The sequence below is a fragment of the Lysinibacillus sphaericus genome, assembly GCF_005217585.1.
GTDB lineage: Bacteria > Bacillota > Bacilli > Bacillales_A > Planococcaceae > Lysinibacillus > Lysinibacillus sphaericus.
Map to the genome: position 1 here is coordinate 154,012 of NZ_SZPT01000007.1, position 24,390 is coordinate 178,401.

Here is a 24,390-nt window from a genome sequence, read left to right on the forward strand (position 1 = left end):
ATGAAACGCGAATTCTCTCTAGAGAATACTCGTAATATTGGGATCATGGCTCACATTGATGCTGGTAAAACAACAACAACTGAGCGTATCCTTTATTACACAGGTAAGATTCACAAAATCGGTGAAACTCATGAAGGCGCTTCTCAAATGGACTGGATGGAGCAAGAGCAAGAACGTGGTATTACAATCACTTCTGCTGCAACAACAGCTCAATGGGCAGGCCACCGTGTAAACATCATCGATACTCCTGGACACGTAGACTTCACTGTAGAAGTAGAACGTTCTTTACGCGTACTTGATGGTGCTGTAACAGTACTAGATGCTCAATCTGGTGTTGAGCCTCAAACAGAAACTGTATGGCGTCAAGCTACAACTTACGGTGTTCCACGTATCGTATTCATTAACAAAATGGATAAAACAGGTGCAGACTTCTTGTATTCAGTAGGTACTCTACACGAACGTTTACAAGCAAACGCTCACCCAATCCAATTACCTATCGGAGCTGAAGATCAGTTCTCTGCTATCATTGACTTAGTTGAAATGAAAGCAACTTTCTACGGCGATGAAAAAGGTACTGCAGTAACTGAAGGTGAAATTCCTGAAGAGCACCGCGAAATCGCTGAAGAATACCGTGAAAAATTAATCGACGCTGTTGCAAGTGTTGATGAAGAAATCATGGAAAAATATTTAGAAGGCGAAGAAATCACTGTTGCTGAGCTTAAAGCGGCTATCCGTCGTGCTACAATCGCAGTAGAATTCTACCCAGTAATCTGTGGTACAGCATTCAAACACAAAGGCGTACGCCCAATGTTAAATGCAGTTATCGATTACTTACCATCTCCAGTTGATGTACCAGCAATCAAAGGTACTTCAGTTGATGGTGACGAAGAGTTAGAACGTAAATCTTCTGATGACGAGCCATTCTCAGCTCTTGCATTCAAAGTTATGACTGACCCATTCGTAGGTAAATTAACTTTCTTCCGTGTGTACTCTGGAACATTAGATGCAGGTTCATACGTACAAAACTCTTCTAAAGGTAAACGTGAACGTGTAGGTCGTATCCTACAAATGCACGCTAACTCTCGTGAAGAGATTTCTAAAGTGTTCGCTGGGGACATCGCAGCAGCAGTAGGTCTTAAAGATACTACTACTGGTGATACTCTATGTGACGAGAAAAACCTAGTTATTCTTGAATCAATGGAATTCCCTGAACCAGTAATTTCTCTTTCTGTAGAACCAAAATCAAAAGCTGACCAAGACAAAATGGGTCAAGCTTTACAAAAACTTCAAGAAGAGGATCCAACTTTCCGTGCTCACACTGACACAGAAACTGGACAAACAATCATCTCAGGTATGGGTGAGCTTCACCTTGATATCTTAGTTGACCGTATGCGCCGTGAATTTAAAGTAGAAGCTAACGTAGGTGCTCCAATGGTATCTTACCGTGAAACATTCCGTAGCTCTGCAAAAGTTCAAGGTAAATTCACTCGCCAATCTGGTGGTCGTGGACAATATGGTGACGTAACGATTGAGTTCTCTCCAAATGAAGAAGGTAAAGGCTTCGAATTCGAAAACGCTATCGTTGGTGGTGTAGTTCCTCGTGAATACATCCCTGCAGTTGAAGCAGGTCTTCGTGACTCTCTTGACCGCGGTGTAGTAGCTGGTTACCCACTAATCGACATTAAAGCGAAATTAGTATTCGGTTCTTACCATGACGTTGACTCGAATGAGATGGCGTTTAAAATCGCAGCTTCTATGGCTCTTAAAGAAGCAGCTAAACAATGTGATGCTGTAATTTTAGAACCAATGATGAAAGTAGAAGTTGTAATTCCAGAAGAGTACCTTGGTGATATCATGGGTAACATCACTTCTCGTCGCGGACGCGTTGAGGGTATGGATGCTCGCGGTAACTCTCAAGTTGTTCGTGCAATGGTTCCGCTTTCGGAAATGTTTGGTTACGCAACAACTCTTCGTTCAGCAACTCAAGGTCGCGGTGTATTCTCAATGACATTTGATCATTATGAAGAAGTACCAAAATCAATTGCTGCTGACATCATCAAAAAAAATAAAGGTGAATAATTGAATTTTCATCTTGCATAAAGTATAACTAATTTGTAAGCTATGATTGCAGGATAGAGGATGGGCCCGTTCTCTATCAGCATTCATTCTATAAATTTTTAAATAAAACATACAATTTCGAGGAGGCAATCTCTAATGGCTAAAGAAAAATTTGACCGTTCAAAAACGCATGCTAACATTGGTACAATCGGACACGTTGACCATGGTAAAACAACTTTAACTGCTGCAATCGCTACAGTTCTTTCTAAAAAAATGGGTGGTACAGCTAAATCATACGCTGATATCGATAACGCACCAGAAGAAAAAGAACGTGGTATCACAATCAATACTTCTCACGTAGAATACGAAACAGAATCTCGTCACTATGCACACGTTGACTGCCCAGGACACGCTGACTATGTTAAAAACATGATCACTGGTGCTGCACAAATGGACGGCGGTATCTTAGTAGTATCTGCTGCTGACGGCCCAATGCCACAAACTCGTGAACACATCCTTTTATCTCGTCAAGTAGGTGTTCCATACTTAGTAGTATTCATGAACAAATGTGATATGGTAGACGACGAAGAATTATTAGAATTAGTAGAAATGGAAATCCGTGACCTACTTTCTGAATATGACTTCCCAGGCGACGATATCCCAGTAATCAAAGGTTCTGCTCTTAAAGCTCTTGAAGGTGAACCAGAATGGGAAGAAAAAATCGTTGAATTAATGGACGCTGTAGATTCTTACATCCCAACTCCAGAACGTCAAACTGACAAACCATTCATGATGCCAGTAGAGGACGTATTCTCTATCACTGGTCGTGGTACAGTTGCAACTGGCCGTGTTGAACGTGGTCAAGTTAAAGTTGGTGACGTAGTTGAAATCGTAGGTATCGCTGAAGAAGCTAAATCTACAACTGTAACTGGCGTTGAAATGTTCCGTAAATTATTAGACTACGCTGAAGCTGGTGACAACATCGGTGCTTTACTTCGTGGTGTAGCTCGTGAAGAAATCCAACGTGGTCAAGTATTAGCTAAACCAGGCTCAATCACTCCACACACAAACTTCAAAGCTGAAGTTTACGTTTTATCAAAAGAAGAGGGTGGCCGTCATACTCCATTCTTCTCTAACTACCGTCCTCAGTTCTACTTCCGTACAACTGACGTAACAGGTATCTGTAACTTACCAGAAGGCGTTGAAATGGTAATGCCTGGCGATAACATCGAAATGACAGTAGAACTTATCGCTCCAATCGCTCTTGAAGAAGGTACTAAATTCTCTATCCGTGAGGGTGGCCGTACTGTAGGCGCTGGCGTAGTTGCTTCTATCCAAAAATAATATTTAGCTTAGGCTAATTTTAAAACCAATCTGTAGGGACGCTTACAGATTGGTTTTTTATGTTAAAATATATAAGTGAAAGGAGCGTCAGCGTATGGAAATGAAGGTTTTATTGATAGAAGATGATCCATCAATTTTTGCAATGATCGAAGAACGCTTTTTGCAATGGTCATTACGTGTTGTAGGTCCAACTGATTTTCAAAAGGTGATGGATGATTTTATCGAAGAGAAGCCACAGCTAGTTTTAATAGATATTCAACTACCGGCATATGATGGCTTTCATTGGTGCCGTGAAATACGACATATTTCAAAGGTGCCGATCCTCTTTCTATCTTCACGAGATCATCCAATGGATATGGTAATGGCGATGCAGATGGGTGCCGATGATTTTATACAAAAACCCTTCCATATGGAGGTGTTACTTGCAAAAGTTCAAGCTATTTTACGCCGTACTTATGACTATGTTGAAGAAACAATGGATGTCACGCGTTTCAATGGTGCCGTTTTGGATTATGCGCGTAGTGAGATTATGTATAATGGGCAGCTTGTTTCGTTAACTAAAAATGAACTGTTTATTTTACGAGTTTTATTGGAAAAGGCTAATCATATCGTTTCTAGAGAGGACTTAATGAGAAAACTATGGGACGATGAGCGCTTTGTGAATGATAATACATTATCAGTCAATGTTAATCGATTACGTGCTAAGCTAGAGGATATCGGCTTACAGGAAGTTATTGTGACAAAAAAGGGGCTCGGCTATATAGCAGTGACGCAGGTGACGTGAGTGAAAATGCTATTTTTATTTATAAGAGAACGGCTAGCGTGGATTGGCTTTTTTGTTTTTCTTCTTGTCGTGCTTAACATATTATTTACTTTAGACGTTGGTTTAGTTGGCATCTCTATTTGGTATGTCAATATGATTATGATTGTGGCGTTTTTCATTTTTTTATTATGGCGGTACACAAAGGAAATAGGTCAACTGAAAGATTTCCTGGGAAATGTAGATAGCAGGCTGGATGATGCTCATGCTAGAAGCTTAGCTCTATCACCTTTTCAGGAGGCATACTACCTAAAAATTGAAGACGTCTTCTATGATAAGGATGCAGAGCTGAATCATGCGAAGGTGCAACTACAGGAGTATTCAGATGAGCTGTTAGCATGGGTACATGAAGTGAAGGCTCCTTTAACAACTATAAATTTAATGTTAGATCATATTGAAGACTCAACTTTGCGCAGGAAACTAGAGACCGAATGGTTAAGGTTGCATCTGCTTGTCGATCAGCAATTACACCAAACACGTCTTGCAACAATTGAAAAGGATAATTTTTTAAGTGAAATAGAACTGCGCGATGTTGTTTACAAAGAAATCCGTGCGATGCAAGCATGGTGCTTAGAAAAGGATATCGGCTTTGATGTTGGTGAATTAACAGAAGTAGTTTTAACTGATAGTAAATGGATAGCGTTCATTGTAAGGCAAATTCTATCAAATGCTATTAAATATAGCCCTATTAATACAGAAATCTTTATTTTTACAGAGGTTGATTCATCTGGTGCAACGTTGTTACATATTAAGGATAATGGTATTGGAATAAGACCAGATGATATGCCACGGATTTTCCAAAAATCGTATACAGGAACGGCAGGTAGAGAATCTGCACAGTCAACGGGTATGGGCTTGTATTTAGCACATAACATTGCTCAAAAAATTGGCGTTCGTATTAGTGTACAATCAGTAGTAGGGGAAGGGTCAATCTTTACGCTACGATTCCCATTACAAAATGAATATGCCAAACTAACAGGTAGATGACGAAATTGTCACCTACCTTTTTATATTGTCATGTAAAACGCACGAATTGAACGTGTAGACAGGGTACACTTGTAGTATAGAAAGGGGCGTTAACCTGTGGCAGTTTTAATTGGACGTAAAGTAAAAAAAGTATATGGTAAAAAATCGACGGCACAAGAGGTGTTGAAGGGTATAGATTTAGAAGTGAATGAAGGAGAGTTTGTTGGCATTATGGGTCCGTCAGGCTCAGGGAAGACGACATTATTAAATGTGTTGTGTTCGATTGATTTTGCAACGGAAGGTGTTATTGAAATAAATGGACAAAGCTTACGAGGGATGAAAGAAAAGGCTCTAGCTAACTTCCGTCGTGAACAGCTTGGGTTCATATTCCAAGATTATAATTTATTGGACACTTTGACAGTGAAGGAAAACATCTTGCTGCCATTAGCGATTAGCAAGTTACCGAAAGCTGTAGCAGAAAGTCGTGTCAAAGAGCTTACTTATTTACTTGGTATTGGAGATATATTAAATAAATACCCAAATGAAATTTCTGGCGGTCAAAAGCAACGTACATCGGCTGCGCGTGCATTAATTACAAATCCATCAATGGTCTTTGCAGATGAACCTACAGGGGCACTAGATTCGAAATCAGCAACAGCTCTGTTGAAGAATTTGCAAAGTATTAATGAAACCAAGAAAGCGACAATTATGATGGTAACGCATGATGCAGTAGCAGCGAGTTTCTGTACACGTGTTTTGTTTTTAAAAGATGGGCTAATTTACAGTGAACTATACAAAGGTGATAAAACAAGACAGGCGTTTTTCCAAGAAATCATGCATACGCAAAGTGTGCTAGGCGGTGACGGTTATGAGTCTTAGTAAGCTTGTATTCCGAAGTATGAAGAAAAATATGAAACACTATTATTTATACTTCTTTGCACTTATTTTTAGTGTGACACTCTATTTTTCTTTTGTGACATTACAGCATAATGGTGAAGTTTTCGATTCCGTTCAAAAGAGTGGCACAGCATCAGCAGGATTTAAGGCTGCAACTTATATTTTGTACTTTATTATTTTATTTTTCGTGTTATATGCAAACCACTTATTTATGAAGCGTCGTAGCAAGGAAATTGGCTTGTATCAGCTAATAGGAATGACAAAGGGATTAATTGTACGCTTATTGGCTTTAGAAAGCATTCTATTATTTGTAGGAGCTGTCGCTGTAGGGATAATTGTTGGTTTCTTTAGCTCTCGCCTAATCGCCATGATTTTATTGCGTATCATTGAAAAAGAGACGCTTGTGAAAATGACCTTTAGTACTCAAGCATTGCAACAATCTATCGTTGTTTTCGCTATCTTATTAGTTATCGTCTTGTTCCAAATGACGTGGATGATTCACCGTGTATCACTATTATCCTTATTTAGCGCGGCTAAACAAGCAGATGAGCGTGTAAAACGATTCAGCCCATTACAAATGGTTATTGGCTTTTTAGGGCTTGTACTCATTGCATATGGCTACTATGCATCAACGAAATTATTTGATATTAATAATGCAGGCAATCTATTTAATAATATGATTATTATTTTGGCTACAACAATTGGGGGAACATTCCTAGTTTTCCGTTTCTCTGTAGCATTTATAATGAATACTGTTCGTTTAAAGAAAAATGGACATTTGACTGTCCATGATGTATTAGCGTTAACACCAATTATGCATCGCATGAAAAGTAATGCTAAATCATTGACACTGATTACAGTTTTAACGGGTGTATCACTTGGGATTACCACTTTATCATATATTTCGTATTATTCTTCAGAAGCTGATGCCTATAGTCAAATCCCTGGCGATTACATTTTGCATGAAGATCAAGGACAGGATTTTTTAAAGAAACTAGAGGAAAATAATATCGCTTATGATAAGGTTGAATATCGTTTACAAGGGGTTACAGCTACCATCGCTCAGTTAATGGCTAAAGAACAAAAAGATAGTCCATTTTATAACATGGAAGGCACGATTTATACCATTCCACTTTCTGATTATCAACGTAGAAACCCAAATACAACAATTGCGGGTAATGATGTTATTTTAACGAACTATGGTGGCTATATGGCGGAGATGTTCCCATTAGAAAAGGATCGTAATCTAGTCGTATCAGCAGGTAAACTTAAAGAAACACTGCATGTCAAAGCTATTCATGATGAAAGTATTATTGGTGGAACAGTAACGTCTGGTGGCGGAGGTCCAATTTTTGTAGTGTCTGATGCATTGTTTGAAAAATTGTCAACGCAAGCAAAACTATTCCCTTGGCATAAACAAACTTCGATTACATTACAGTCAAAGAAAGACCTTGCACTAGCTGAAAAATTGTATGAAGAATCAGGCGCAGATGCCATTACTATTTTTGATAATGATGGCAATACGCAAAACTTTAAAATCAAGTCATTTGAAGCTGAACGTAAAGGAAATATTGAATCACTTGGGTTAATAATTTTTACGACAGCATTTTTAGGCTTAGCATTTTTAATGACGACTGGTAGCATTCTGTACTTTAAACAAATGTCTGAAGCAGAAGAAGAACGAGGAGCATATACAATTTTAAGAAAGATTGGCTTCTCAGAACGAGATATCATGAAGGGAATCTTTATGAAACAGGCGTTCAATTTTGGTGTTCCTTTACTGATTGGTCTACTTCATAGTTATTTTGCAGTGAAATCAGGATGGTTTTTATTTGGTTCAGAATTAACAACACCGTTATGGATTGCTATGAGCTGTTACGTCGCTTTATATGCAATTTTTGCAGTCCTTTCGGTTGGTTATTATAAAAAAGTAATAAGAGAATCATTATAACTATTAAATAGGAAGAAACTCCGAAAAACAGTATGATCTAATACAGGTCATACTGTTTTTTGAATTTTACATTTAATGAAATATTTCATAACAGCTTGACTTTCGTTTGTCAGAATATTAAAGTTTAACATATTAATAATCTAGTGTACGAAAGTGAAGTGTCTTTATGAATGCGGTAATTGTGGCAGTAGCTGTCATGTTAATATTAAGTTTGCTTCGAATCAATGTTGTCCTTTCACTTGTTTTAGGAGCCTTTGCAGGGGGCTTAACAAGTGGTATGGGTATTCAAGCAACTGTCGAGTCGTTTACAGAGGGGTTAGGGGCAGGTGCTACTATTGCACTTAGTTATGGTCTACTTGGTGGATTTGCTATAGCTATCTCGAAGACAGGTATACCTGACTTATTCATTGCAGGTATGTTAAACGTGTTAAATAAAAATGGTTCAAGTAATAGGAAGGGCTTAGTAAAAGTATTAATTTTTCTTCTTATTTTTATCATGGCCATTTTTTCTCAAAATTTAATTCCAATTCATATTGCTTTTATCCCTTTACTAATACCACCGATTTTAAAGGTTTTAAATATGCTTGAAGTGGATCGTAGAATAATAGCAACATTGATTGCGGTTGGCTTAATTGGCACCTATAGTTTTGTACCAGCAGGCTTCGGGGCCATCTTCCAAGAAATTGTGTCAACGCAAGTTACAAATGCCGGAATGGTTGCACAAGCAAGTGATGTGCCTGTAGCAATGGCTATTCCTATCCTAGGTATGTTAGTAGGACTAGGGATTGCCTTCTATGTATATCGCAAACCACGTATATACAAAAATACAGATGTAGAAACAGCGACTTTAAATGTGAATGTCAGTAAATCAGTTATTATTTCTACGGCACTAGCATTAATTGTTTCCCTTATCGCGCAAATCGCAACAGATTCCATGATTGTCGGAGCCTTTGCAGGGATCATGATTATGTATTTTACGGGTGCTCTTAAATGGAGAGAGGCCGATGAAATTCTATCAGAAGGTATGAAAATGATGGCGTTCATTGGCTTCGTCATGATTGCTGCCAATGGATTCGCCTCAGTAATCAATGCTACGGGTGATGTAGATAGCTTAATTACAAGCTCTCTGACGTACCTTGAAGGCAATAGAAGTTTGGCGGTATTTATTATGCTGGTGATTGGATTAGTTGTAACAATGGGCATTGGTTCTTCTTTTGCGACAGTACCGATTATTGCGACTTTATTTGTTCCGTTAGCACAAGGATTAGGAATGAGCCCTTTAGCGATATTGTGCTTAATCGGAACTGCGGGCGCATTAGGTGACGCAGGTTCACCAGCATCAGATTCAACATTAGGACCAACTGCTGGCTTAAATGTTGATGGACAACATAATCATATTTGGGATACATGTGTACCAACGTTTATCTTTATTAATATTCCACTCGTCCTATCTGGTTGGATTGCCTGTGTATTCTTTCTATAATATTGAGAAGCAGTTTCTAAATTTTAGAGACTGCTTTTTTATTAATTGTTCGAAATGTTCGAAAACGTAGATAGCACAGGTTATGTGTTGCAAAATACACGAAAATTATATATACTAGTAAACGGCTTAAATAAGCGAGAAATATTAGTAGTAAAGAATATCTACAACATTTAAAAGAATTTAGCGAAAAGACTTGCTTATTCTTTTTTTATTGTATATAATGTTGAATGTTGGTCTTTGACTGCGATGAAACGAGAGGTTGCCGACACACCCGGCCGCTTTGCCATGGCGGTGCGTTGGAGAATTTTCGTGGAGAATGTCTAGAAAATAGGCGAGAAGGAGGGAAAATAATGGCAAAACAAAAGATTCGTATTCGTTTAAAAGCGTATGATCACCGTATTTTAGATCAGTCTGCTGAGAAAATTGTGGAGACTGCAAAACGTTCAGGTGCAAGTGTATCAGGTCCGATTCCACTTCCAACTGAGAAGTCTGTGTACACAATTCTACGTGCTGTTCACAAGTACAAAGATTCTCGTGAACAATTCGAGATGCGTACGCATAAACGTCTGATCGATATCGTTAACCCAACACCACAAACTGTTGATGCGTTAATGAAACTTGATTTACCATCTGGCGTTGATATCGAAATCAAACTTTAATGGTAAAAACAATATAACAACTTTTTAAAACTTACAGGAGGTGTGACAAATGGCTAAAGGAATCTTAGGTAGAAAAATTGGTATGACACAAGTTTTCGCTGAAAACGGCGATTTAATCCCGGTAACAGTTATCGAAGCTACTCCAAACGTAGTTCTTCAAAAGAAAACTGTTGAAACAGACGGCTACGAAGCAATTCAAGTTGGTTTCGAAGATAAGCGCGTTAAGCTTTCTAACAAACCAGCGCAAGGTCACGTAGCAAAAGCGAATACTGCTCCTAAGCGCTTCATTCGTGAATTCCGCAACGTGAACGTTGAAGAATACGAAGTTGGTCAAGAAGTCAAAGTAGAAATTTTCGCAGAAGGCGATGTAATTGATGTAACAGGTGTTACTAAAGGTAAAGGTTTCCAAGGTGTTATCAAACGCCACGGACAATCTCGTGGTCCTATGGCCCACGGTTCTCGTTACCACCGTCGTCCTGGTTCAATGGGTCCAGTTGCTCCGAACCGCGTATTTAAACAAAAGAAATTACCTGGTCAAATGGGTGGCACAGTAGTTACAATCCAAAACTTAGAAATCGTAAAAGTTGATGCGGAACGTAACTTACTACTTGTTAAAGGTAATGTTCCTGGTTCTAAAAAAGCTCTAGTTACAGTTAAAACTGCAATTAAAGCTAACTAATCACTTCAAGAAAGGAGGAAACAGGAATGACAAAAGTATCTGTACTTAGTCAAACAGGTGCTTCAGTTGGTGAAATCGAGTTAAACGAAGCGATCTTCGGAATCGAGCCAAATGAAGCAGTATTATTCGACGCAGTAGTTGCACAACGCGCTTCTCTTCGTCAAGGTAATCATAAGGTGAAAAACCGTTCTGAAGTTGCTGGTGGTGGTCGTAAACCATGGCGCCAAAAAGGAACTGGTCGTGCTCGTCAAGGTTCTATCCGTTCTCCACAATGGCGCGGCGGTGGTATCGTATTCGGTCCAACTCCACGTAGCTATTCTTATAAATTACCTAAAAAAGTTCGTCGTTTAGCTCTTAAATCTGCTTTATCAGCTAAAGTAGTAGAACAAAACTTCTTAGTTCTTGATGCTCTTACACTAGCAGCACCAAAAACAAAAGAATTCACTAAAATTCTTAAAGATCTTTCTTTAGAGAAAAAATCTTTATTCGTAACTGCTGACCTAGATGAAAACGTAGCATTATCTGCTCGTAACATCCCTGGTGTAACAGTGTTAACTGCAAACGGAATCAACGTTCTTGATCTTTTAGGTCACGAAAAAGTTGTATTCACTAAAGCTGCAGTAGAAAAAGTTGAGGAGGTGCTTGGATAATGGAAGCACGTGATATTTTAAAACGTCCGGTCATTACTGAGCGTTCTTCAGAACTTATGGCAGAGAAAAAGTATACTTTCGAAGTAGACACTCGCGCTAACAAAACTCAAGTAAAAGACGCTGTAGAAGAAATCTTTGGCGTAAACGTTGAGAAAGTAAACGTTCTTAACTACAAAGGTAAATTCAAACGCGTTGGCCGTTACGGTGGTTACACAAACAAACGTCGTAAAGCGATTGTTAAACTAACTGCGGACAGCAAAGACATCGAATTATTCGAAATGTAATCCTTTAAGGATTTATGATTTGAACAATCAAGAAGGAGGGAAACACAATGGCGATTAAAAAGTATAAACCTACCTCTAATGGTCGTCGTAATATGACGTCTTTAGACTTTGCGGAAATTACAACTAACAAGCCTGAGAAATCATTGCTTGAACCAACTAAACGCAAAGCTGGTCGTAACAACCAAGGTAAAATCACTGTTCGTCATCATGGTGGTGGTCATAAGAAGCAATATCGTGTTATCGATTTCAAACGTGTTAAAGATGGCATTCCAGCGAAAGTTGCTACTATCGAATATGATCCAAACCGTTCTGCGAATATCGCATTAATCAACTACGCTGATGGAGCAAAAGCTTACATCTTAGCACCAAAAGGTCTAGAGGTTGGTCAAACAATCGTATCTGGTCCAGATGCTGATATTAAAGTAGGTAACACATTACCATTAGCAAACATTCCAATGGGTACAACAATCCATAACATCGAGTTAAAACCTGGTAAAGGTGGACAATTAGTACGTTCTGCTGGTACTTCTGCGCAAGTACTTGGTCGTGAAGACAAATACGTAATCGTTCGTCTACAATCTGGTGAAGTACGTTTAGTTCTTGCTACTTGCCGCGCTACAATCGGTCAAGTTGGTAACGAACAACATGAACTTGTACACATCGGTAAAGCAGGTCGTAGCCGTTGGTTAGGTAAACGCCCAACTGTTCGTGGTTCTGTAATGAACCCTAACGATCACCCACACGGTGGTGGTGAAGGACGTTCTCCAATCGGACGTAAATCACCGATGACACCTTGGGGTAAACCAGCACTTGGTTACAAAACTCGTAATAAGAAAAACAAATCGGATAAATTCATCATCCGTAGTCGTAAAAAATAAAGTGGTTAAACTACGGTTCTATGTGAGAGCCGTGGTGGAATCACAGAGGGAGGTTCCTACATGGGTCGCAGTTTGAAAAAAGGACCTTTTGTTGACGACCACTTAATGAAAAAAGTGGAAGCACAAGAGGCTTCTGAGAAGAAACAAGTTATTAAAACTTGGTCTCGCCGTTCTACAATCTTCCCGAACTTCATCGGACTAACAATTGCTGTATATGATGGACGTAAACATGTTCCTGTATACGTAACAGAAGATATGGTAGGCCACAAACTTGGTGAATTCGCACCGACACGTACTTACAAAGGTCACGGTGCAGACGACAAGAAAACAAGACGCTAATTTTGAGAGGAGGTAAATCCTAATGACACAAGCTAAAGCTATCGCTCGCACAGTACGTATCGCTCCTCGTAAAGTTCGTCTAGTTGTAGACTTAATCCGAGGTAAGCAAGTAGGTGAGGCAGTTGCAATTTTACGTCATACTCCAAAAGCGGCGTCTCCAGTCGTTGAGAAAGTATTAAAATCTGCAGTTGCTAATGCTGAGCACAACTACGATCTAGATATCAACTCTTTAGTAGTTTCTGAAGTATTCGTTGATGAAGGTCCAACATTAAAACGTTTCCGTCCACGTGCACAAGGACGTGCAAGCGCAATTAACAAACGCACAAGCCACATCACTTTAGTGGTATCTGAGAAGAAGGAGGGTTAATCCGTGGGTCAAAAAGTACATCCAATAGGACTGCGCGTTGGTATTATTCGTGACTGGGAGTCAAAATGGTACGCTGAAAAAGACTATGCAACTCTACTTCACGAAGACATCAAAGTGCGTAAATATATTGAAACGGCTCTTAAAGACGCTTCTGTTTCTAAAGTTGAAATCGAACGTGCTGCAAACCGTGTAAACATTACAATTCACACTGCTAAACCAGGGATGGTAATCGGTAAAGGTGGTACTGAAGTTGAAAATCTTCGTAAATACCTTGGCGAATTAACTGGTAAACGTGTACACATCAACATTATCGAAATTAAACGTGCTGATCTTGACGCTCGTCTAGTAGCTGAAAACATCGCTCGTCAATTAGAAAACCGTGTTTCATTCCGTCGTGCGCAAAAGCAATCAATCCAACGCACAATGCGTGCTGGTGCAAAAGGAATTAAAACACAAGTATCTGGTCGTTTAGGTGGCGCTGATATCGCGCGTGCTGAACACTACAGTGAAGGAACTGTTCCACTTCATACTCTACGTGCTGACATCGACTATGCACACGCAGAAGCTGACACTACTTACGGTAAATTAGGCGTTAAAGTATGGATCTACCGTGGTGAAGTTCTTCCTACGAAGAAATCTGTGGAAGGAGGCAAATAATATGTTATTGCCTAAACGCGTAAAATACCGTCGTGAACACCGCGGAAACATGCGTGGCGAAGCGAAAGGCGGTAAAGAAGTATCTTTCGGCGAATGGGGCTTACAAGCTCAAACTGCTAGCTGGATTACTAACCGTCAAATCGAATCTGCACGTATCGCGATGACTCGTTACATGAAACGTGGCGGTAAAGTTTGGATTAAAATCTTCCCGCACAAACCTTACACGAAAAAACCTCTAGAAGTCCGCATGGGTTCTGGTAAAGGTTCTCCTGAAGGTTGGGTAGCAGTTGTTAAACCAGGAAAAGTAATGTTCGAAATTGCTGGTGTATCTGAAGAGATCGCACGTGAAGCACTTCGTTTAGCATCACATAAGCTTCCTGTTAAATGTAAGATCGTAAAACGTCAAGAAACTGGTGGTGAATCTAATGAAAGCTAATGAAATCCGTGACCTTGCCACTTCTGAAATTGAATTAAAAGTGAAATCACTGAAAGAAGAGCTTTTCAACCTTCGCTTCCAATTGGCGACTGGTCAATTAGAAAACACAGCTCGTATTCGTGAAGTGCGTAAAGCAATCGCGCGTATGAAAACTGTTATTCGTGAAAGAGAAATCAGTGCAAATAACTGATAAAGGAGGTTTTCAAGTATGACTGAGCGTAATCAACGCAAAGTTTACACGGGCCGCGTTGTTTCAGATAAAATGGACAAAACAATTTCTGTTTTAGTTGAAACTCACAAAAAGCACAAGCTTTATGGTAAACGTGTAAAGTACTCTAAAAAGTTTAAAGCTCATGATGAGCAAAACCAAGCGAAAATCGGTGATATCGTACGTATCATGGAGACTCGCCCGCTATCAGCTACTAAACGTTTCCGTCTAGTTGAAGTTGTAGAAAAAGCGGTTATTATTTAATAACTATTTCGGAACAACCAATTTCCGAAGGGAGGTAACCTAAGTGATCCAACAAGAAAGTCGTATGAAAGTTGCTGACAACTCAGGTGCACGTGAAGTTCTTACAATTAAAGTGCTTGGTGGCTCTGGCCGTAAAACTGCTAACATCGGTGATATCGTTGTTTGTACAGTTAAGAAAGCAACACCAGGTGGCGTTGTCAAGAAGGGTGACGTTGTTAAAGCTGTTATCGTTCGTACTAAATCAGGCGTACGTCGTAAAGACGGTACTTACATCAAATTTGATGAAAATGCTTGTGTAATTATTCGTGATGATAAATCACCACGCGGAACTCGTATTTTCGGACCTGTTGCACGTGAATTACGTGACAGCAACTTCATGAAAATCGTTTCTCTAGCTCCAGAAGTTCTTTAATTTCATGACAGTGCCAATCAAGGAGGTGCGACAGCATGCATGTAAAAAAAGGTGACAAGGTTAAGGTTATCACTGGTAAGGACAAAGGCAAAGAAGGAGTAATCCTAGCTGCTTTCCCTAAACAAGACCGCGTTCTTGTTGAAGGTGTAAACATCGTGAAAAAACACGTTAAACCTAACCAATTGAATCCACAAGGTGGGATTGTAAGCCAAGAGGCTGCAATTCACGTTTCGAACGTAATGCTAATCGATCCTAAATCTGGCGAGCCGACTCGTGTAGGTTATAAAATCGAAAACGGTAAAAAAGTTCGTGTTGCAAAAAAATCAGGTGCAGTAATCGACTAATTAGTAAATAAAAGAAGGGAGGTACACACATGAGCCGCCTAAAAGAAAAATATTTAAATGAAGTTTCTCCTGCTCTAATGAGCAAATTTGGATATAAATCAGTTATGCAACTTCCAAAAGTTGATAAAATCGTTATCAACATGGGTGTTGGCGATGCAGTTCAAAACTCTAAAGCGCTTGATGCAGCTGTAGAAGAATTGACAATTATCACTGGTCAAAAACCAGTAGTAACTAAAGCGAAAAAATCGATCGCAGGTTTCCGTCTACGTGAAGGTATGCCTATCGGTGCTAAAGTTACATTACGCGGTGAGCGTATGTATGAATTCTTGGATAAATTAATCGCAATCGCATTACCTCGTGTACGTGACTTCCGTGGTGTTTCTAAAAAAGCATTCGATGGTCGCGGTAACTACACTCTTGGTGTTAAAGAGCAATTAATTTTCCCAGAAATCGATTACGATAAAGTTTCAAAAGTACGCGGTATGGACATCGTGATCGTAACGACAGCGAACTCTGACGAAGAAGCTCGCGAGTTATTGACACAATTCGGTATGCCGTTCCAAAAGTAATTAAACAAGGAGGGCGAAAACGTGGCTAAAAAATCTATGATCGTTAAACAACAACGTAAGCAAAAGTTTAAAGTGCAAGAGTATACACGTTGTGAACGCTGTGGTCGTCCACACTCAGTATATCGCAAATTCAAACTTTGCCGTATTTGTTTCCGAGAACTTGCATATAAGGGACAAATTCCTGGCGTTAAAAAAGCCAGCTGGTAATCCCCTAATTTGGGAAGGAGGTAAATGTAATGACAATGACTGATCCGATTGCAGATATGCTTACTCGCATTCGTAATGCGAACATGGTTCGTCACGAGAAGTTAGAAGTACCAGCTTCCAACGTGAAAAAAGAAATCGCTGAAATTTTAAAGCGTGAAGGTTTCGTACGTGACGTAGAATACGTGGAAGACAACAAACAAGGTATCATCCGTATCTTCTTAAAATACGGTAAAGATAACGAGCGCGTTATCACTGGCCTAAAACGTATTTCTAAACCTGGTCTACGTGTATATGCTAAAACAAATGAAGTTCCTAAAGTACTGAACGGTCTTGGTATCGCTTTAGTGTCAACTTCACAAGGTTTATTAACAGATAAAGAAGCTCGCGCTAAACAAGTTGGCGGCGAAGTTCTAGCATACGTTTGGTAATTAGCAATAAATGAATGGAGGTGCAACTAAATGTCTCGTGTAGGTAAAAAAATTATCGAGGTACCAGCTAACGTAACTGTTACTGTCGCAGCTGACAACACTGTTACTGTTAAAGGTCCTAAAGGCGAACTTGTTCGTTCTTTCCACCAAGATATGAAAATTGAGCAAGAAGGAAATGTGATCTCTGTATCTCGTCCTTCTGATTCAAAAGAACACCGCACAAACCACGGTACTACTCGTGCGCTTTTAGCGAACATGGTTACTGGTGTTTCTGCAGGTTTCGAAAAATCATTAGAACTTATCGGTGTCGGTTACCGTGCGCAATTACAAGGTAAAAAGCTTGTACTTAACGTAGGTTACTCTCACCCAGTTGAGTTCACACCAGAAGATGGTCTTGAAGTAGAAGTTCCGACTAATACAAAAATCATCGTTAAAGGTATCAGCAAAGAACGCGTTGGCGCTCTTGCATCTAATATCCGTGACGTTCGTCCACCAGAGCCTTATAAAGGTAAAGGTATCCGTTACGAAGGCGAATACGTTCGTCGTAAAGAAGGTAAAACAGGTAAATAATGCTGCTTAAGCATTAGAAAGGAGTGACCCTTGTGATTACGAAACAGGATAAAAATCAAGTTCGTAAAAAACGTCATGCGCGAGTTCGTTCTAAAATTTCGGGTACTGCTGAGCGTCCACGCTTAAACGTATTCCGTTCTAACAAGAACATCTACGCTCAACTTATCGATGACGTAGCAGGCGTAACACTTGTTAGCGCATCTTCTCAAGAAAATGGTTTTGAAGGTGCTGGTAACAACGTAGAAGCTGCATCAAAAATCGGTGAAACAATCGCGAAACGCGCTGCGGAAAAAAACATTACTGCAATTGTATTTGACCGTGGTGGTTACTTATATCATGGACGTGTAAAAGCTTTAGCTGAAGCTGCACGTGAGAACGGTTTAGAATTTTAATAAGAAGGAGGGACACATTTCATGAGTCGAATTGACGCAAACAAACTTGGAGAACTTGAAGAACGCGTAGTTACTATTAACCGTGTTGCTAAAGTTGTTAAAGGTGGACGTCGCTTCCGCTTCACAGCATTAGTTGTAGTTGGCGATAGAAACGGACATGTTGGTTTCGGTACTGGTAAAGCTCAAGAGGTGCCAGATGCTATCCGTAAAGCTGTTGAAGATGCGAAGAAAAACTTAATCGAAGTGCCACGTGTAGGTGGAACAACTCCACACTTAGTGCTTGGTCGCTTCGGTGCAGGAGAAATCCTAATCAAACCTGCTGCTCCTGGTACAGGGGTTATCGCTGGTGGTCCAGTACGTGCCGTACTAGAACTTGCTGGTATTACTGATATTCTTTCAAAATCACTTGGATCTAACACACCAATCAATATGGTGCGTGCTACTGTTCAAGGTTTAACTGAATTAAAACGCGTAGAGGACGTTGCAAAATTACGTGGCAAATCAGTGGAAGAAATATTAGGATAAGGGGGGAATAATAATGGCTAACAAATTAGAAATCACCCTTACAAAATCTGTGATCGGTTCTAAACCGGCACAACGTAAAACTATTGAAGCTCTAGGATTACGTAAATTAAATCAAACTGTTGAGAAAGCTGATAACGCTGCTACTCGCGGTATGCTTGATAAAGTAGCTCACTTAGTTACTGTAAAAGAAAATTAATTTTTAATTAATGAACAAGGAGGTGCCACCCACTATGAAACTGCATGAGTTAAAACCAGCAGAAGGATCTCGTAAGCAACGCAATCGCGTTGGTCGTGGTATCGGTTCTGGTAACGGTAAAACATCAGGTAAAGGTCATAAAGGTCAAAACGCTCGTTCTGGTGGCGGTGTACGCCCAGGCTTTGAGGGCGGTCAAAACCCGTTATTCCGTCGTTTACCTAAACGTGGATTTACGAACATTAACCGTAAAGAATACGCTATCGTTAACCTTGACACATTAAACCGTTTCGAAGACGGTGCAGAAGTAACAACTGCATTATTACTTGAAACTGGTCTTGTGAGCAATGAAAAAGCTGGAATTAAAGTTCTAGGCAATGGAACACTTAACAAAAAGCTTACAGTAAAAGCTCATAAATTCTCAGCTTCAGCAAAAGAAGCAATCGAGAATGCCGGCGGAACTACTGAGGTGATTTAATGTTTCAGACAATCTCTAACTTTATGCGTGTTCGAGATATAAGAAATAAAATCATCTTCACTCTTTTAATGTTAATTATTTTCCGTATTGGTACATTCATACCAGTACCGAATGTTGACGCAACTGTATTAAAGGCAACTGATGAGTTTAACCTCGTTGGTTTCCTCAATACTTTTGGCGGTGGTGCGTTGCAAAACTTCTCTATCTTCGCGATGGGAATTATGCCATACATCACAGCCTCAATCATTGTTCAGTTATTGCAAATGGACGTAGTACCGAAGTTTGCTGAATGGGCAAAGCAAGGTGAAGTCGGAAGACGTAAACTTGCACAATTTACTCGCTACTTTACAATTATTCTTGCTTTTATCCAATCATTCGCCATGTCATTTGGCTTCAACAAAATGTACGGTGGATCTTTGATTAAAGAAGAGGGAATTCTAACTTATATTACAATTTCAATTGTATTGACAGCAGGTACAGCATTCCTTGTATGGCTTGCTGAACAAATTACCTCACATGGTGTTGGTAATGGTATTTCTGTTGTAATCTTTGCTGGTATCGTGGCAGCATTACCTACAGGAATAAACCAAATCTATGCACAACAAATTGAGGGTGCAGGCGATAAACTGTTTATCAACATTATCATCCTTGCATTACTTGCTTTGATTTTACTTGCAATTGTCGTTGGGGTTATTTACGTGCAACAAGCACTTCGTAAAATTCCAATTCAATATGCAAAACGAGTTACTGGACGCAACCAACAAACAGGTGGTCAGCAAACGCACTTACCGTTAAAAGTAAATGCTGCAGGGGTTATTCCGGTAATCTTCTCAGTAGCGTTCCTTGTCACACCTCGTACGTTAGCAGCGTTCTTTGGTCAAAACGATATCACAGCATTCATTGAAAACACGTTCGATTATCAGAAACCTGTTGGAATGTTGATTTATGTTGCATTGATCGTCGCATTCACATATTTCTATGCATTCGTACAAGTGAATCCAGAAAATGTGGCAGACAACTTGAAAAAACAAGGTGCTTACATTCCAGGTATTCGCCCGGGTGAAAACACTCAAACGTATTTAACAAGCGTGTTATATCGACTAACATTTGTTGGTGCGATATTCTTAACTGTAATTGCTGTAATGCCGATTATATTCATCAACCTTATGAATCTACCTGCCTCAGTGCAAATCGGTGGTACTAGTATTATTATCGTAGTCGGCGTAGCGCTAGAAACGATGAAACAGCTAGAATCACAACTTGTTAAACGTCACTACAAAGGCTTTATGAAATAATGTTGATTTTTAGGGAACGTTCTTCGTTTCCTGAAATCAGCAAACCTTTTGTGGGAGGACTATTTCCGATGAATATCGTTTTAATGGGTCTGCCAGGTGCTGGTAAAGGTACACAGGCAGATAAAATTGTAGAGAAGTACGCAATTCCTCATATTTCTACAGGAGATATGTTCCGTGCCGCTATTAAAGACGGTACAGAGCTAGGCTTACAGGCTAAATCGTTTATGGATCAAGGTGCTCTAGTACCTGATGAAGTAACGATTGGTATTGTTCGTGAGCGACTTGCTAAAGCTGATTGTGATAAGGGTTTCCTATTAGACGGATTCCCACGTACAGTTCCTCAAGCGGAAGCGTTAGACAGCATTTTAGCTGATCTTGGTAAAGCTATTGAACATACGTTAAACATTCAAGTTGAAAAAGATGAGCTAATTGCTCGTTTATCAGGTCGTCGTATTTGTAAAACTTGCGGTACATCATATCATTTAATTTTCAATCCACCAGCTGTGGAAGGTAAATGTGATAAAGATGGCGGCGAATTATACACACGTGCGGATGATAATCCTGAAACGGTTGCAAACCGTCTTGAAGTAAATATGAATCAAGCACAACCTTTATTGGACTTCTATGAAGCAAAAGGTGTGTTAACAAATATTGATGGACAGCAAGATATTAATAAAGTGTTTGCTGATCTTGATGCTCTTTTACAGGGCAGCCGCAGCTGATACCCGGCTCCGGGCGCAGAATACTGCTTCCGCGGGAGGCATGCGGGAGCAACACCGAAACATAATTTTTTTGAGAGTTGCAAAAGCATATTGTGCCCGGTATATATTTCTTTTAAAAAGTGCAACATGACTTTTGAGAGAGTATAATGGGTTTCGTGGAAGCATCTGTGTAACGGGTATGAATATCTCATCAAAGACATTTCCGGTATTCGTGTAAACATGGGAGATTCAGTGCCCATACTGGTCCTGTATATTCCGTGGATTGTGTGAAGCGAAACCAGACGAGCGTCTTTCAAACATCTCTCATACAATCCAAACATATGTTGAAACGAGGTTGCTTCTATAGTTGCAGCAGATATCCGTTTGATGTAACGATGAGAACTTTAATTTGCATATAGAGAGGAGAGACAGAGTAGATGGCGAAAGATGATGTAATTGAAGTCGAAGGGACAGTTGTTGAGACTTTGCCAAACGCGATGTTTAAGGTAGAATTAGAAAATGGACATGTGATTTTAGCACACGTTTCTGGTAAGATTCGTATGCACTTTATCCGTATTCTACCTGGAGATAAGGTTACTATCGAGTTATCTCCTTATGATTTAACTCGCGGTCGTATCACATACCGTTTTAAATAATCTTTTGCGCTCCGGACTATTAAGGAGGTTAGGTTAGATGAAAGTGAGACCATCTGTGAAACCGATCTGCGAAAAATGTAAAGTAATTCGCCGACGCGGTAAAGTAATGGTAATCTGTGAAAATCCTAAACACAAACAAAAACAAGGTTGATTCTAAAGGAGGTGCACAACGTACATGGCACGTATTGCTGGTGTTGACATTCCTCGCGACAAACGCGTGGTAATTTCATTAACTTACATTTACGGTATTGGTAAAACTACAGCTCAGAAAGTATTAGCTGGCGCAGGTATTTCAGAAGATACACGCGTACGCGACTTAACTGAAGATCAGTTAAACCTAATCCGTGAACAATTAGATTCTTACAAACTTGAAGGTGACTTACGTCGCGAAACTTCATTAAACATTAAACGTCTGATGGAAATCGGTTCATTCCGTGGTATCCGTCACCGTCGTGGTTTACCTGTTCGTGGTCAAAATACGAAGAACAATGCGCGTACGCGTAAAGGTCCTCGTAAAACAGTTGCGAACAAGAAAAAATAATACGTAAAGGAGGTTCCTTCTTAACATGGCTCGTAAACAACAAACTCGTAAACGTCGTGTGAAAAAGAATATCGAATCTGGTATTGCACACATTCGTTCTACATTTAACAATACAATTGTAACGATTACAGATATGCAAGGTAACGCTGTATCTTGGTCAAGTGCTGGTGCTCTTGGTTTCCGTGGTTCACGTAAATCTACACCATTCGCTGCTCAAATGGCTGCAGAAACTGCTGCTAAAACATCCCTTGAACATGGTCTGAAAACGTTGGAAGTAACTGTTAAAGGTCCTGGTGCTGGTCGTGAAGCTGCAATTCGTGCACTTCAAGCTGCTGGTTTAGAAGTAACTGCTATTAAAGACGTTACTCCAGTTCCTCACAATGGTTGCCGTCCGCCAAAACGTCGTCGCGTGTAATGGGTGCTTCTCATAGTGTATGAGAACATCATTTTTTGTACAGACTGTCTTGTGCAGATAATAAACGATACGTCAATGACGATCGAATCTATGATGGAAAGAACCTATACATTCGATGTTTTGAAGGAGGGTAAATGAAATGATCGAAATTGAAAAACCAAAGATTGAAACGGTGGAGATCAGCGAAGATTCCAAATATGGAAAGTTTGTTGTAGAACCGCTTGAACGCGGATATGGAAACACTTTGGGTAATTCTTTACGTCGTATCCTTCTGTCTTCATTACCAGGAGCTGCTGTCACTTCAATCCAAATTGATGGCGTTCTTCACGAATTCTCAACTGTAGAAGGCGTTGTGGAAGATGTAGCTTCAATTATTTTGAACGTGAAAAAGCTTGCTCTTAAAATCTACTCTGACGAAGAAAAAGTTATTGAGATTGATGTAAAGGGCGATGGAACAGTTACGGCTGCTGACATTACACATGACAGTGACGTAGAAATTTTAAACCCAGATCTATATATTGCAACAATCGCTAAAAACGGTCATTTACGTATGCGTATGTACGCTCAACGCGGCCGTGGTTACACTCCTGCTGATCAAAACAAACGTGAGGATCTTCCTATCGGCGTGATCCCGATCGACTCTATTTACACTCCAGTATCACGCGTCAATTTCCAAGTGGAAAATACTCGTGTAGGTCAGTCTTCTGACTACGACAAACTTTCTCTTGATGTGTGGACAGATGGTAGCATCGGTCCGAAAGAGGCGATTTCGCTCGGAGCAAAAATTTTAACCGAGCATCTAAACATCTTCGTTGGCATGACAGATGAGGCTCAAACTGCTGAAATCATGGTCGAAAAAGAAGAAGATCAAAAAGAAAAAGTTTTAGAGATGACTATCGAAGAACTTGATCTTTCTGTTCGTTCTTACAACTGCTTAAAACGCGCTGGTATTAATACAGTACTAGAACTTGCGAATAAGTCAGAAGACGATATGATGAAAGTTCGTAACCTTGGACGTAAGTCATTAGAAGAGGTAAAAGCGAAGTTAGAAGAGCTTGGTTTAGGGTTACGCAAAGAAGACTAAGCGATTTAAACAAAACTTATAAGATCAGATATTTTTTATAAAGGAGGGAAACATCCATGGGTTACAGAAAACTTGGTCGTACAAGTTCTCAACGTAAAGCGATGTTACGTGACTTAGCTACTGATTTAATCATCAACGAGCGTATCGAAACTACTGAGGCTCGCGCTAAAGAAGTACGTAAAGCTGTTGAAAAAATGATTACTTTAGGTAAACGCGGAGATTTACACGCACGCCGTCAAGCTGCTGCATTCATCCGTCGTGAACTAGTAACAACTACTGACGAAGAAGGTAACGAAACAACTTCATTTGCGCTACAAAAGCTATTTGATGATGTTGCACCACGTTACGCAGAACGTCAAGGTGGTTACACTCGTATTCTTAAAGTAGGTCCTCGTCGTGGTGACGGTGCACCTGTTGTTGTGATTGAATTAGTTTAATCATAAGAGAAAACAAGTGGTGAAGAGGGTGGAACCACCACCCTCTTTCTTTATAAACGATTTATACGACAAATAATTAAGCTGAGCGTTATGATGAGCGGACACTGTTGTGTGGCGTCTCGTTTAGCTCTCCGCACCTCATTCAAAAGAGGCAAGGGCTTGAGCACCCGTGTTTCTTGTAAATGTAACGACTAGCGCATTTC

36 protein-coding genes and 1 pseudogene are annotated in these 24,390 nt (G+C 39.9%); all 37 read left to right on the forward strand.

What is annotated here, in order from left to right; genetic code table 11:
* The 37 genes and pseudogenes from fusA to rplQ all read left to right on the forward strand — a co-directional run bounded on the left by fusA (window position 1) and on the right by rplQ (window position 24,187).
* Window positions 1-2,079, forward strand: coding sequence for an elongation factor G (fusA, locus tag FC748_RS19910; protein ID WP_024364377.1), 2,079 nt, complete (start codon window positions 1-3; stop codon window positions 2,077-2,079).
* 135 nt (window positions 2,080-2,214) lie between these two features.
* On the forward strand, window positions 2,215-3,402 hold the full coding sequence (tuf, locus tag FC748_RS19915) for an elongation factor Tu (RefSeq protein WP_024364376.1): 1,188 nt from the start codon (window positions 2,215-2,217) through the stop codon (window positions 3,400-3,402).
* Window positions 3,403-3,502: 100 nt separating this feature from the next.
* On the forward strand, window positions 3,503-4,186 hold the full coding sequence (locus tag FC748_RS19920; RefSeq protein ID WP_025220844.1) for a response regulator transcription factor: 684 nt from the start codon (window positions 3,503-3,505) through the stop codon (window positions 4,184-4,186).
* A gap of 6 nt (window positions 4,187-4,192) precedes the next feature.
* The gene (locus FC748_RS19925) at window positions 4,193-5,209 is read left to right on the forward strand and encodes a sensor histidine kinase (protein WP_108031104.1); all 1,017 of its coding nucleotides are present in this window, start codon (window positions 4,193-4,195) and stop codon (window positions 5,207-5,209) included.
* Between the two features lie 96 nt (window positions 5,210-5,305).
* Window positions 5,306-6,067: an ABC transporter ATP-binding protein gene (locus tag FC748_RS19930; protein WP_024364373.1), complete on the forward strand. Its 762-nt coding sequence runs from the start codon at window positions 5,306-5,308 to the stop codon at window positions 6,065-6,067.
* Window positions 6,057-8,036: an FtsX-like permease family protein gene (locus tag FC748_RS19935; RefSeq protein WP_024364372.1), complete on the forward strand. Its 1,980-nt coding sequence runs from the start codon at window positions 6,057-6,059 to the stop codon at window positions 8,034-8,036. The genes FC748_RS19930 and FC748_RS19935 overlap by 11 nt, the downstream gene beginning before the upstream one ends.
* Before the next feature lie 166 nt (window positions 8,037-8,202).
* Window positions 8,203-9,519, forward strand: coding sequence for a Na+/H+ antiporter family protein (locus tag FC748_RS19940; RefSeq protein WP_108031058.1), 1,317 nt, complete (start codon window positions 8,203-8,205; stop codon window positions 9,517-9,519).
* A 350-nt stretch (window positions 9,520-9,869) separates the two neighbouring features.
* Complete coding sequence (rpsJ, locus tag FC748_RS19950) at window positions 9,870-10,178, forward strand: 30S ribosomal protein S10 (protein ID WP_004233624.1); 309 nt, start codon at window positions 9,870-9,872, stop codon at window positions 10,176-10,178.
* 49 nt (window positions 10,179-10,227) lie between these two features.
* Window positions 10,228-10,857, forward strand: a complete 630-nt coding sequence (rplC, locus tag FC748_RS19955) for a 50S ribosomal protein L3 (protein ID WP_024364370.1) — start codon at window positions 10,228-10,230, stop codon at window positions 10,855-10,857.
* Window positions 10,858-10,883: 26 nt separating this feature from the next.
* Window positions 10,884-11,507: a 50S ribosomal protein L4 gene (rplD, locus tag FC748_RS19960; protein ID WP_010860604.1), complete on the forward strand. Its 624-nt coding sequence runs from the start codon at window positions 10,884-10,886 to the stop codon at window positions 11,505-11,507.
* The gene (gene rplW, locus FC748_RS19965) at window positions 11,507-11,791 is read left to right on the forward strand and encodes a 50S ribosomal protein L23 (RefSeq protein WP_036205532.1); all 285 of its coding nucleotides are present in this window, start codon (window positions 11,507-11,509) and stop codon (window positions 11,789-11,791) included. The genes rplD and rplW overlap by 1 nt, the downstream gene beginning before the upstream one ends.
* 47 nt (window positions 11,792-11,838) lie before the next feature.
* Window positions 11,839-12,669: a 50S ribosomal protein L2 gene (gene rplB / locus FC748_RS19970; protein WP_024364368.1), complete on the forward strand. Its 831-nt coding sequence runs from the start codon at window positions 11,839-11,841 to the stop codon at window positions 12,667-12,669.
* 60 nt (window positions 12,670-12,729) lie between these two features.
* Complete coding sequence (gene rpsS / locus FC748_RS19975; protein ID WP_004233637.1) at window positions 12,730-13,008, forward strand: 30S ribosomal protein S19; 279 nt, start codon at window positions 12,730-12,732, stop codon at window positions 13,006-13,008.
* A 22-nt stretch (window positions 13,009-13,030) separates the two neighbouring features.
* Window positions 13,031-13,375, forward strand: a complete 345-nt coding sequence (gene rplV / locus FC748_RS19980; protein WP_004233639.1) for a 50S ribosomal protein L22 — start codon at window positions 13,031-13,033, stop codon at window positions 13,373-13,375.
* Window positions 13,376-13,378: 3 nt separating this feature from the next.
* Window positions 13,379-14,032 (forward strand): 30S ribosomal protein S3, encoded by a 654-nt coding sequence (rpsC, locus tag FC748_RS19985; protein WP_024364367.1) that lies wholly within the window; start codon window positions 13,379-13,381, stop codon window positions 14,030-14,032.
* Between the two features lies 1 nt (window position 14,033).
* Window positions 14,034-14,468 (forward strand): 50S ribosomal protein L16, encoded by a 435-nt coding sequence (gene rplP / locus FC748_RS19990; RefSeq protein WP_010860599.1) that lies wholly within the window; start codon window positions 14,034-14,036, stop codon window positions 14,466-14,468.
* A complete protein-coding gene (rpmC, locus tag FC748_RS19995; RefSeq protein ID WP_004233646.1) occupies window positions 14,458-14,658 on the forward strand; it encodes a 50S ribosomal protein L29 in 201 nt (66 codons plus the stop codon). Before rplP ends, rpmC begins: the two co-directional genes overlap by 11 nt.
* A gap of 18 nt (window positions 14,659-14,676) precedes the next feature.
* Window positions 14,677-14,940, forward strand: a complete 264-nt coding sequence (rpsQ, locus tag FC748_RS20000; RefSeq protein WP_024364366.1) for a 30S ribosomal protein S17 — start codon at window positions 14,677-14,679, stop codon at window positions 14,938-14,940.
* Window positions 14,941-14,983: 43 nt separating this feature from the next.
* On the forward strand, window positions 14,984-15,352 hold the full coding sequence (rplN, locus tag FC748_RS20005; protein WP_004233650.1) for a 50S ribosomal protein L14: 369 nt from the start codon (window positions 14,984-14,986) through the stop codon (window positions 15,350-15,352).
* Between the two features lie 35 nt (window positions 15,353-15,387).
* Window positions 15,388-15,696, forward strand: a complete 309-nt coding sequence (gene rplX / locus FC748_RS20010) for a 50S ribosomal protein L24 (RefSeq protein WP_004233652.1) — start codon at window positions 15,388-15,390, stop codon at window positions 15,694-15,696.
* 29 nt (window positions 15,697-15,725) lie between these two features.
* Complete coding sequence (gene rplE / locus FC748_RS20015) at window positions 15,726-16,265, forward strand: 50S ribosomal protein L5 (RefSeq protein WP_024364365.1); 540 nt, start codon at window positions 15,726-15,728, stop codon at window positions 16,263-16,265.
* A 21-nt stretch (window positions 16,266-16,286) separates the two neighbouring features.
* Window positions 16,287-16,472 carry a type Z 30S ribosomal protein S14 gene (locus FC748_RS20020; protein WP_004233656.1) on the forward strand — a complete coding sequence of 62 codons (186 nt, stop codon included), beginning with the start codon at window positions 16,287-16,289 and terminating at the stop codon, window positions 16,470-16,472.
* Window positions 16,473-16,501: 29 nt separating this feature from the next.
* Window positions 16,502-16,900: a 30S ribosomal protein S8 gene (gene rpsH / locus FC748_RS20025; RefSeq protein WP_008181717.1), complete on the forward strand. Its 399-nt coding sequence runs from the start codon at window positions 16,502-16,504 to the stop codon at window positions 16,898-16,900.
* Between the two features lie 30 nt (window positions 16,901-16,930).
* On the forward strand, window positions 16,931-17,470 hold the full coding sequence (gene rplF / locus FC748_RS20030; RefSeq protein WP_024364364.1) for a 50S ribosomal protein L6: 540 nt from the start codon (window positions 16,931-16,933) through the stop codon (window positions 17,468-17,470).
* 32 nt (window positions 17,471-17,502) lie between these two features.
* Window positions 17,503-17,862, forward strand: a complete 360-nt coding sequence (gene rplR / locus FC748_RS20035; protein ID WP_024364363.1) for a 50S ribosomal protein L18 — start codon at window positions 17,503-17,505, stop codon at window positions 17,860-17,862.
* Window positions 17,863-17,883: 21 nt separating this feature from the next.
* Entirely contained in the window at window positions 17,884-18,387 is a 504-nt protein-coding gene (gene rpsE / locus FC748_RS20040) for a 30S ribosomal protein S5 (RefSeq protein WP_024364362.1), read from the forward strand.
* 13 nt (window positions 18,388-18,400) lie between these two features.
* Entirely contained in the window at window positions 18,401-18,583 is a 183-nt protein-coding gene (gene rpmD / locus FC748_RS20045; RefSeq protein ID WP_024364361.1) for a 50S ribosomal protein L30, read from the forward strand.
* A gap of 34 nt (window positions 18,584-18,617) precedes the next feature.
* Window positions 18,618-19,058: a 50S ribosomal protein L15 gene (rplO, locus tag FC748_RS20050; RefSeq protein WP_024364360.1), complete on the forward strand. Its 441-nt coding sequence runs from the start codon at window positions 18,618-18,620 to the stop codon at window positions 19,056-19,058.
* The gene (secY, locus tag FC748_RS20055) at window positions 19,058-20,353 is read left to right on the forward strand and encodes a preprotein translocase subunit SecY (RefSeq protein ID WP_024364359.1); all 1,296 of its coding nucleotides are present in this window, start codon (window positions 19,058-19,060) and stop codon (window positions 20,351-20,353) included. Before rplO ends, secY begins: the two co-directional genes overlap by 1 nt.
* Before the next feature lie 68 nt (window positions 20,354-20,421).
* The gene (locus FC748_RS20060; RefSeq protein WP_069514342.1) at window positions 20,422-21,075 is read left to right on the forward strand and encodes an adenylate kinase; all 654 of its coding nucleotides are present in this window, start codon (window positions 20,422-20,424) and stop codon (window positions 21,073-21,075) included.
* Window positions 21,076-21,325: 250 nt separating this feature from the next.
* A pseudogene (locus FC748_RS20065) lies at window positions 21,326-21,403 on the forward strand (type I methionyl aminopeptidase); the annotation flags it as partial.
* Window positions 21,404-21,491: 88 nt separating this feature from the next.
* A complete protein-coding gene (gene infA, locus FC748_RS20070) occupies window positions 21,492-21,710 on the forward strand; it encodes a translation initiation factor IF-1 (RefSeq protein WP_004233690.1) in 219 nt (72 codons plus the stop codon).
* A 37-nt stretch (window positions 21,711-21,747) separates the two neighbouring features.
* Window positions 21,748-21,861, forward strand: a complete 114-nt coding sequence (rpmJ, locus tag FC748_RS20075; RefSeq protein ID WP_000868344.1) for a 50S ribosomal protein L36 — start codon at window positions 21,748-21,750, stop codon at window positions 21,859-21,861.
* Between the two features lie 24 nt (window positions 21,862-21,885).
* The gene (rpsM, locus tag FC748_RS20080) at window positions 21,886-22,251 is read left to right on the forward strand and encodes a 30S ribosomal protein S13 (RefSeq protein ID WP_024364357.1); all 366 of its coding nucleotides are present in this window, start codon (window positions 21,886-21,888) and stop codon (window positions 22,249-22,251) included.
* A gap of 25 nt (window positions 22,252-22,276) precedes the next feature.
* Window positions 22,277-22,666, forward strand: coding sequence for a 30S ribosomal protein S11 (gene rpsK / locus FC748_RS20085; RefSeq protein ID WP_004233731.1), 390 nt, complete (start codon window positions 22,277-22,279; stop codon window positions 22,664-22,666).
* A 139-nt stretch (window positions 22,667-22,805) separates the two neighbouring features.
* On the forward strand, window positions 22,806-23,750 hold the full coding sequence (locus FC748_RS20090) for a DNA-directed RNA polymerase subunit alpha (RefSeq protein ID WP_004233733.1): 945 nt from the start codon (window positions 22,806-22,808) through the stop codon (window positions 23,748-23,750).
* A 56-nt stretch (window positions 23,751-23,806) separates the two neighbouring features.
* Window positions 23,807-24,187: a 50S ribosomal protein L17 gene (rplQ, locus tag FC748_RS20095; RefSeq protein ID WP_010860588.1), complete on the forward strand. Its 381-nt coding sequence runs from the start codon at window positions 23,807-23,809 to the stop codon at window positions 24,185-24,187.
* Window positions 24,188-24,390: the final 203 nt, after the last annotated feature.

What these genes read in the sequence shown, in the direction of transcription:
- rplC (WP_024364370.1), top strand. Translation starts at nt 10,228, where the DNA reads ATGGCTAAAGGAATCTTAGGTAGAAAAATTGGTATGACACAAGTTTTC.
- rplF (WP_024364364.1), top strand. Translation starts at nt 16,931, where the DNA reads ATGTCTCGTGTAGGTAAAAAAATTATCGAGGTACCAGCTAACGTAACT.
- FC748_RS19940 (WP_108031058.1), top strand. Translation starts at nt 8,203, where the DNA reads ATGAATGCGGTAATTGTGGCAGTAGCTGTCATGTTAATATTAAGTTTG.
- FC748_RS20090 (WP_004233733.1), top strand. Translation starts at nt 22,806, where the DNA reads ATGATCGAAATTGAAAAACCAAAGATTGAAACGGTGGAGATCAGCGAA.
- rpsJ (WP_004233624.1), top strand. Translation starts at nt 9,870, where the DNA reads ATGGCAAAACAAAAGATTCGTATTCGTTTAAAAGCGTATGATCACCGT.
- FC748_RS19935 (WP_024364372.1), top strand. Translation starts at nt 6,057, where the DNA reads ATGAGTCTTAGTAAGCTTGTATTCCGAAGTATGAAGAAAAATATGAAA.
- rplX (WP_004233652.1), top strand. Translation starts at nt 15,388, where the DNA reads ATGCATGTAAAAAAAGGTGACAAGGTTAAGGTTATCACTGGTAAGGAC.
- FC748_RS20060 (WP_069514342.1), top strand. Translation starts at nt 20,422, where the DNA reads ATGAATATCGTTTTAATGGGTCTGCCAGGTGCTGGTAAAGGTACACAG.
- FC748_RS19920 (WP_025220844.1), top strand. Translation starts at nt 3,503, where the DNA reads ATGAAGGTTTTATTGATAGAAGATGATCCATCAATTTTTGCAATGATC.
- rplW (WP_036205532.1), top strand. Translation starts at nt 11,507, where the DNA reads ATGGAAGCACGTGATATTTTAAAACGTCCGGTCATTACTGAGCGTTCT.
- rplV (WP_004233639.1), top strand. Translation starts at nt 13,031, where the DNA reads ATGACACAAGCTAAAGCTATCGCTCGCACAGTACGTATCGCTCCTCGT.
- rpsM (WP_024364357.1), top strand. Translation starts at nt 21,886, where the DNA reads ATGGCACGTATTGCTGGTGTTGACATTCCTCGCGACAAACGCGTGGTA.
- rplP (WP_010860599.1), top strand. Translation starts at nt 14,034, where the DNA reads ATGTTATTGCCTAAACGCGTAAAATACCGTCGTGAACACCGCGGAAAC.
- rpmC (WP_004233646.1), top strand. Translation starts at nt 14,458, where the DNA reads ATGAAAGCTAATGAAATCCGTGACCTTGCCACTTCTGAAATTGAATTA.
- infA (WP_004233690.1), top strand. Translation starts at nt 21,492, where the DNA reads ATGGCGAAAGATGATGTAATTGAAGTCGAAGGGACAGTTGTTGAGACT.
- rpsH (WP_008181717.1), top strand. Translation starts at nt 16,502, where the DNA reads ATGACAATGACTGATCCGATTGCAGATATGCTTACTCGCATTCGTAAT.
- rpmD (WP_024364361.1), top strand. Translation starts at nt 18,401, where the DNA reads ATGGCTAACAAATTAGAAATCACCCTTACAAAATCTGTGATCGGTTCT.
- secY (WP_024364359.1), top strand. Translation starts at nt 19,058, where the DNA reads ATGTTTCAGACAATCTCTAACTTTATGCGTGTTCGAGATATAAGAAAT.
- rpsK (WP_004233731.1), top strand. Translation starts at nt 22,277, where the DNA reads ATGGCTCGTAAACAACAAACTCGTAAACGTCGTGTGAAAAAGAATATC.
- tuf (WP_024364376.1), top strand. Translation starts at nt 2,215, where the DNA reads ATGGCTAAAGAAAAATTTGACCGTTCAAAAACGCATGCTAACATTGGT.
- rplO (WP_024364360.1), top strand. Translation starts at nt 18,618, where the DNA reads ATGAAACTGCATGAGTTAAAACCAGCAGAAGGATCTCGTAAGCAACGC.
- FC748_RS19925 (WP_108031104.1), top strand. Translation starts at nt 4,193, where the DNA reads ATGCTATTTTTATTTATAAGAGAACGGCTAGCGTGGATTGGCTTTTTT.
- rpsE (WP_024364362.1), top strand. Translation starts at nt 17,884, where the DNA reads ATGAGTCGAATTGACGCAAACAAACTTGGAGAACTTGAAGAACGCGTA.
- rplD (WP_010860604.1), top strand. Translation starts at nt 10,884, where the DNA reads ATGACAAAAGTATCTGTACTTAGTCAAACAGGTGCTTCAGTTGGTGAA.
- rpsQ (WP_024364366.1), top strand. Translation starts at nt 14,677, where the DNA reads ATGACTGAGCGTAATCAACGCAAAGTTTACACGGGCCGCGTTGTTTCA.
- rplQ (WP_010860588.1), top strand. Translation starts at nt 23,807, where the DNA reads ATGGGTTACAGAAAACTTGGTCGTACAAGTTCTCAACGTAAAGCGATG.
- rpsS (WP_004233637.1), top strand. Translation starts at nt 12,730, where the DNA reads ATGGGTCGCAGTTTGAAAAAAGGACCTTTTGTTGACGACCACTTAATG.
- rplB (WP_024364368.1), top strand. Translation starts at nt 11,839, where the DNA reads ATGGCGATTAAAAAGTATAAACCTACCTCTAATGGTCGTCGTAATATG.
- rpmJ (WP_000868344.1), top strand. Translation starts at nt 21,748, where the DNA reads ATGAAAGTGAGACCATCTGTGAAACCGATCTGCGAAAAATGTAAAGTA.
- rplE (WP_024364365.1), top strand. Translation starts at nt 15,726, where the DNA reads ATGAGCCGCCTAAAAGAAAAATATTTAAATGAAGTTTCTCCTGCTCTA.
- fusA (WP_024364377.1), top strand. Translation starts at nt 1, where the DNA reads ATGAAACGCGAATTCTCTCTAGAGAATACTCGTAATATTGGGATCATG.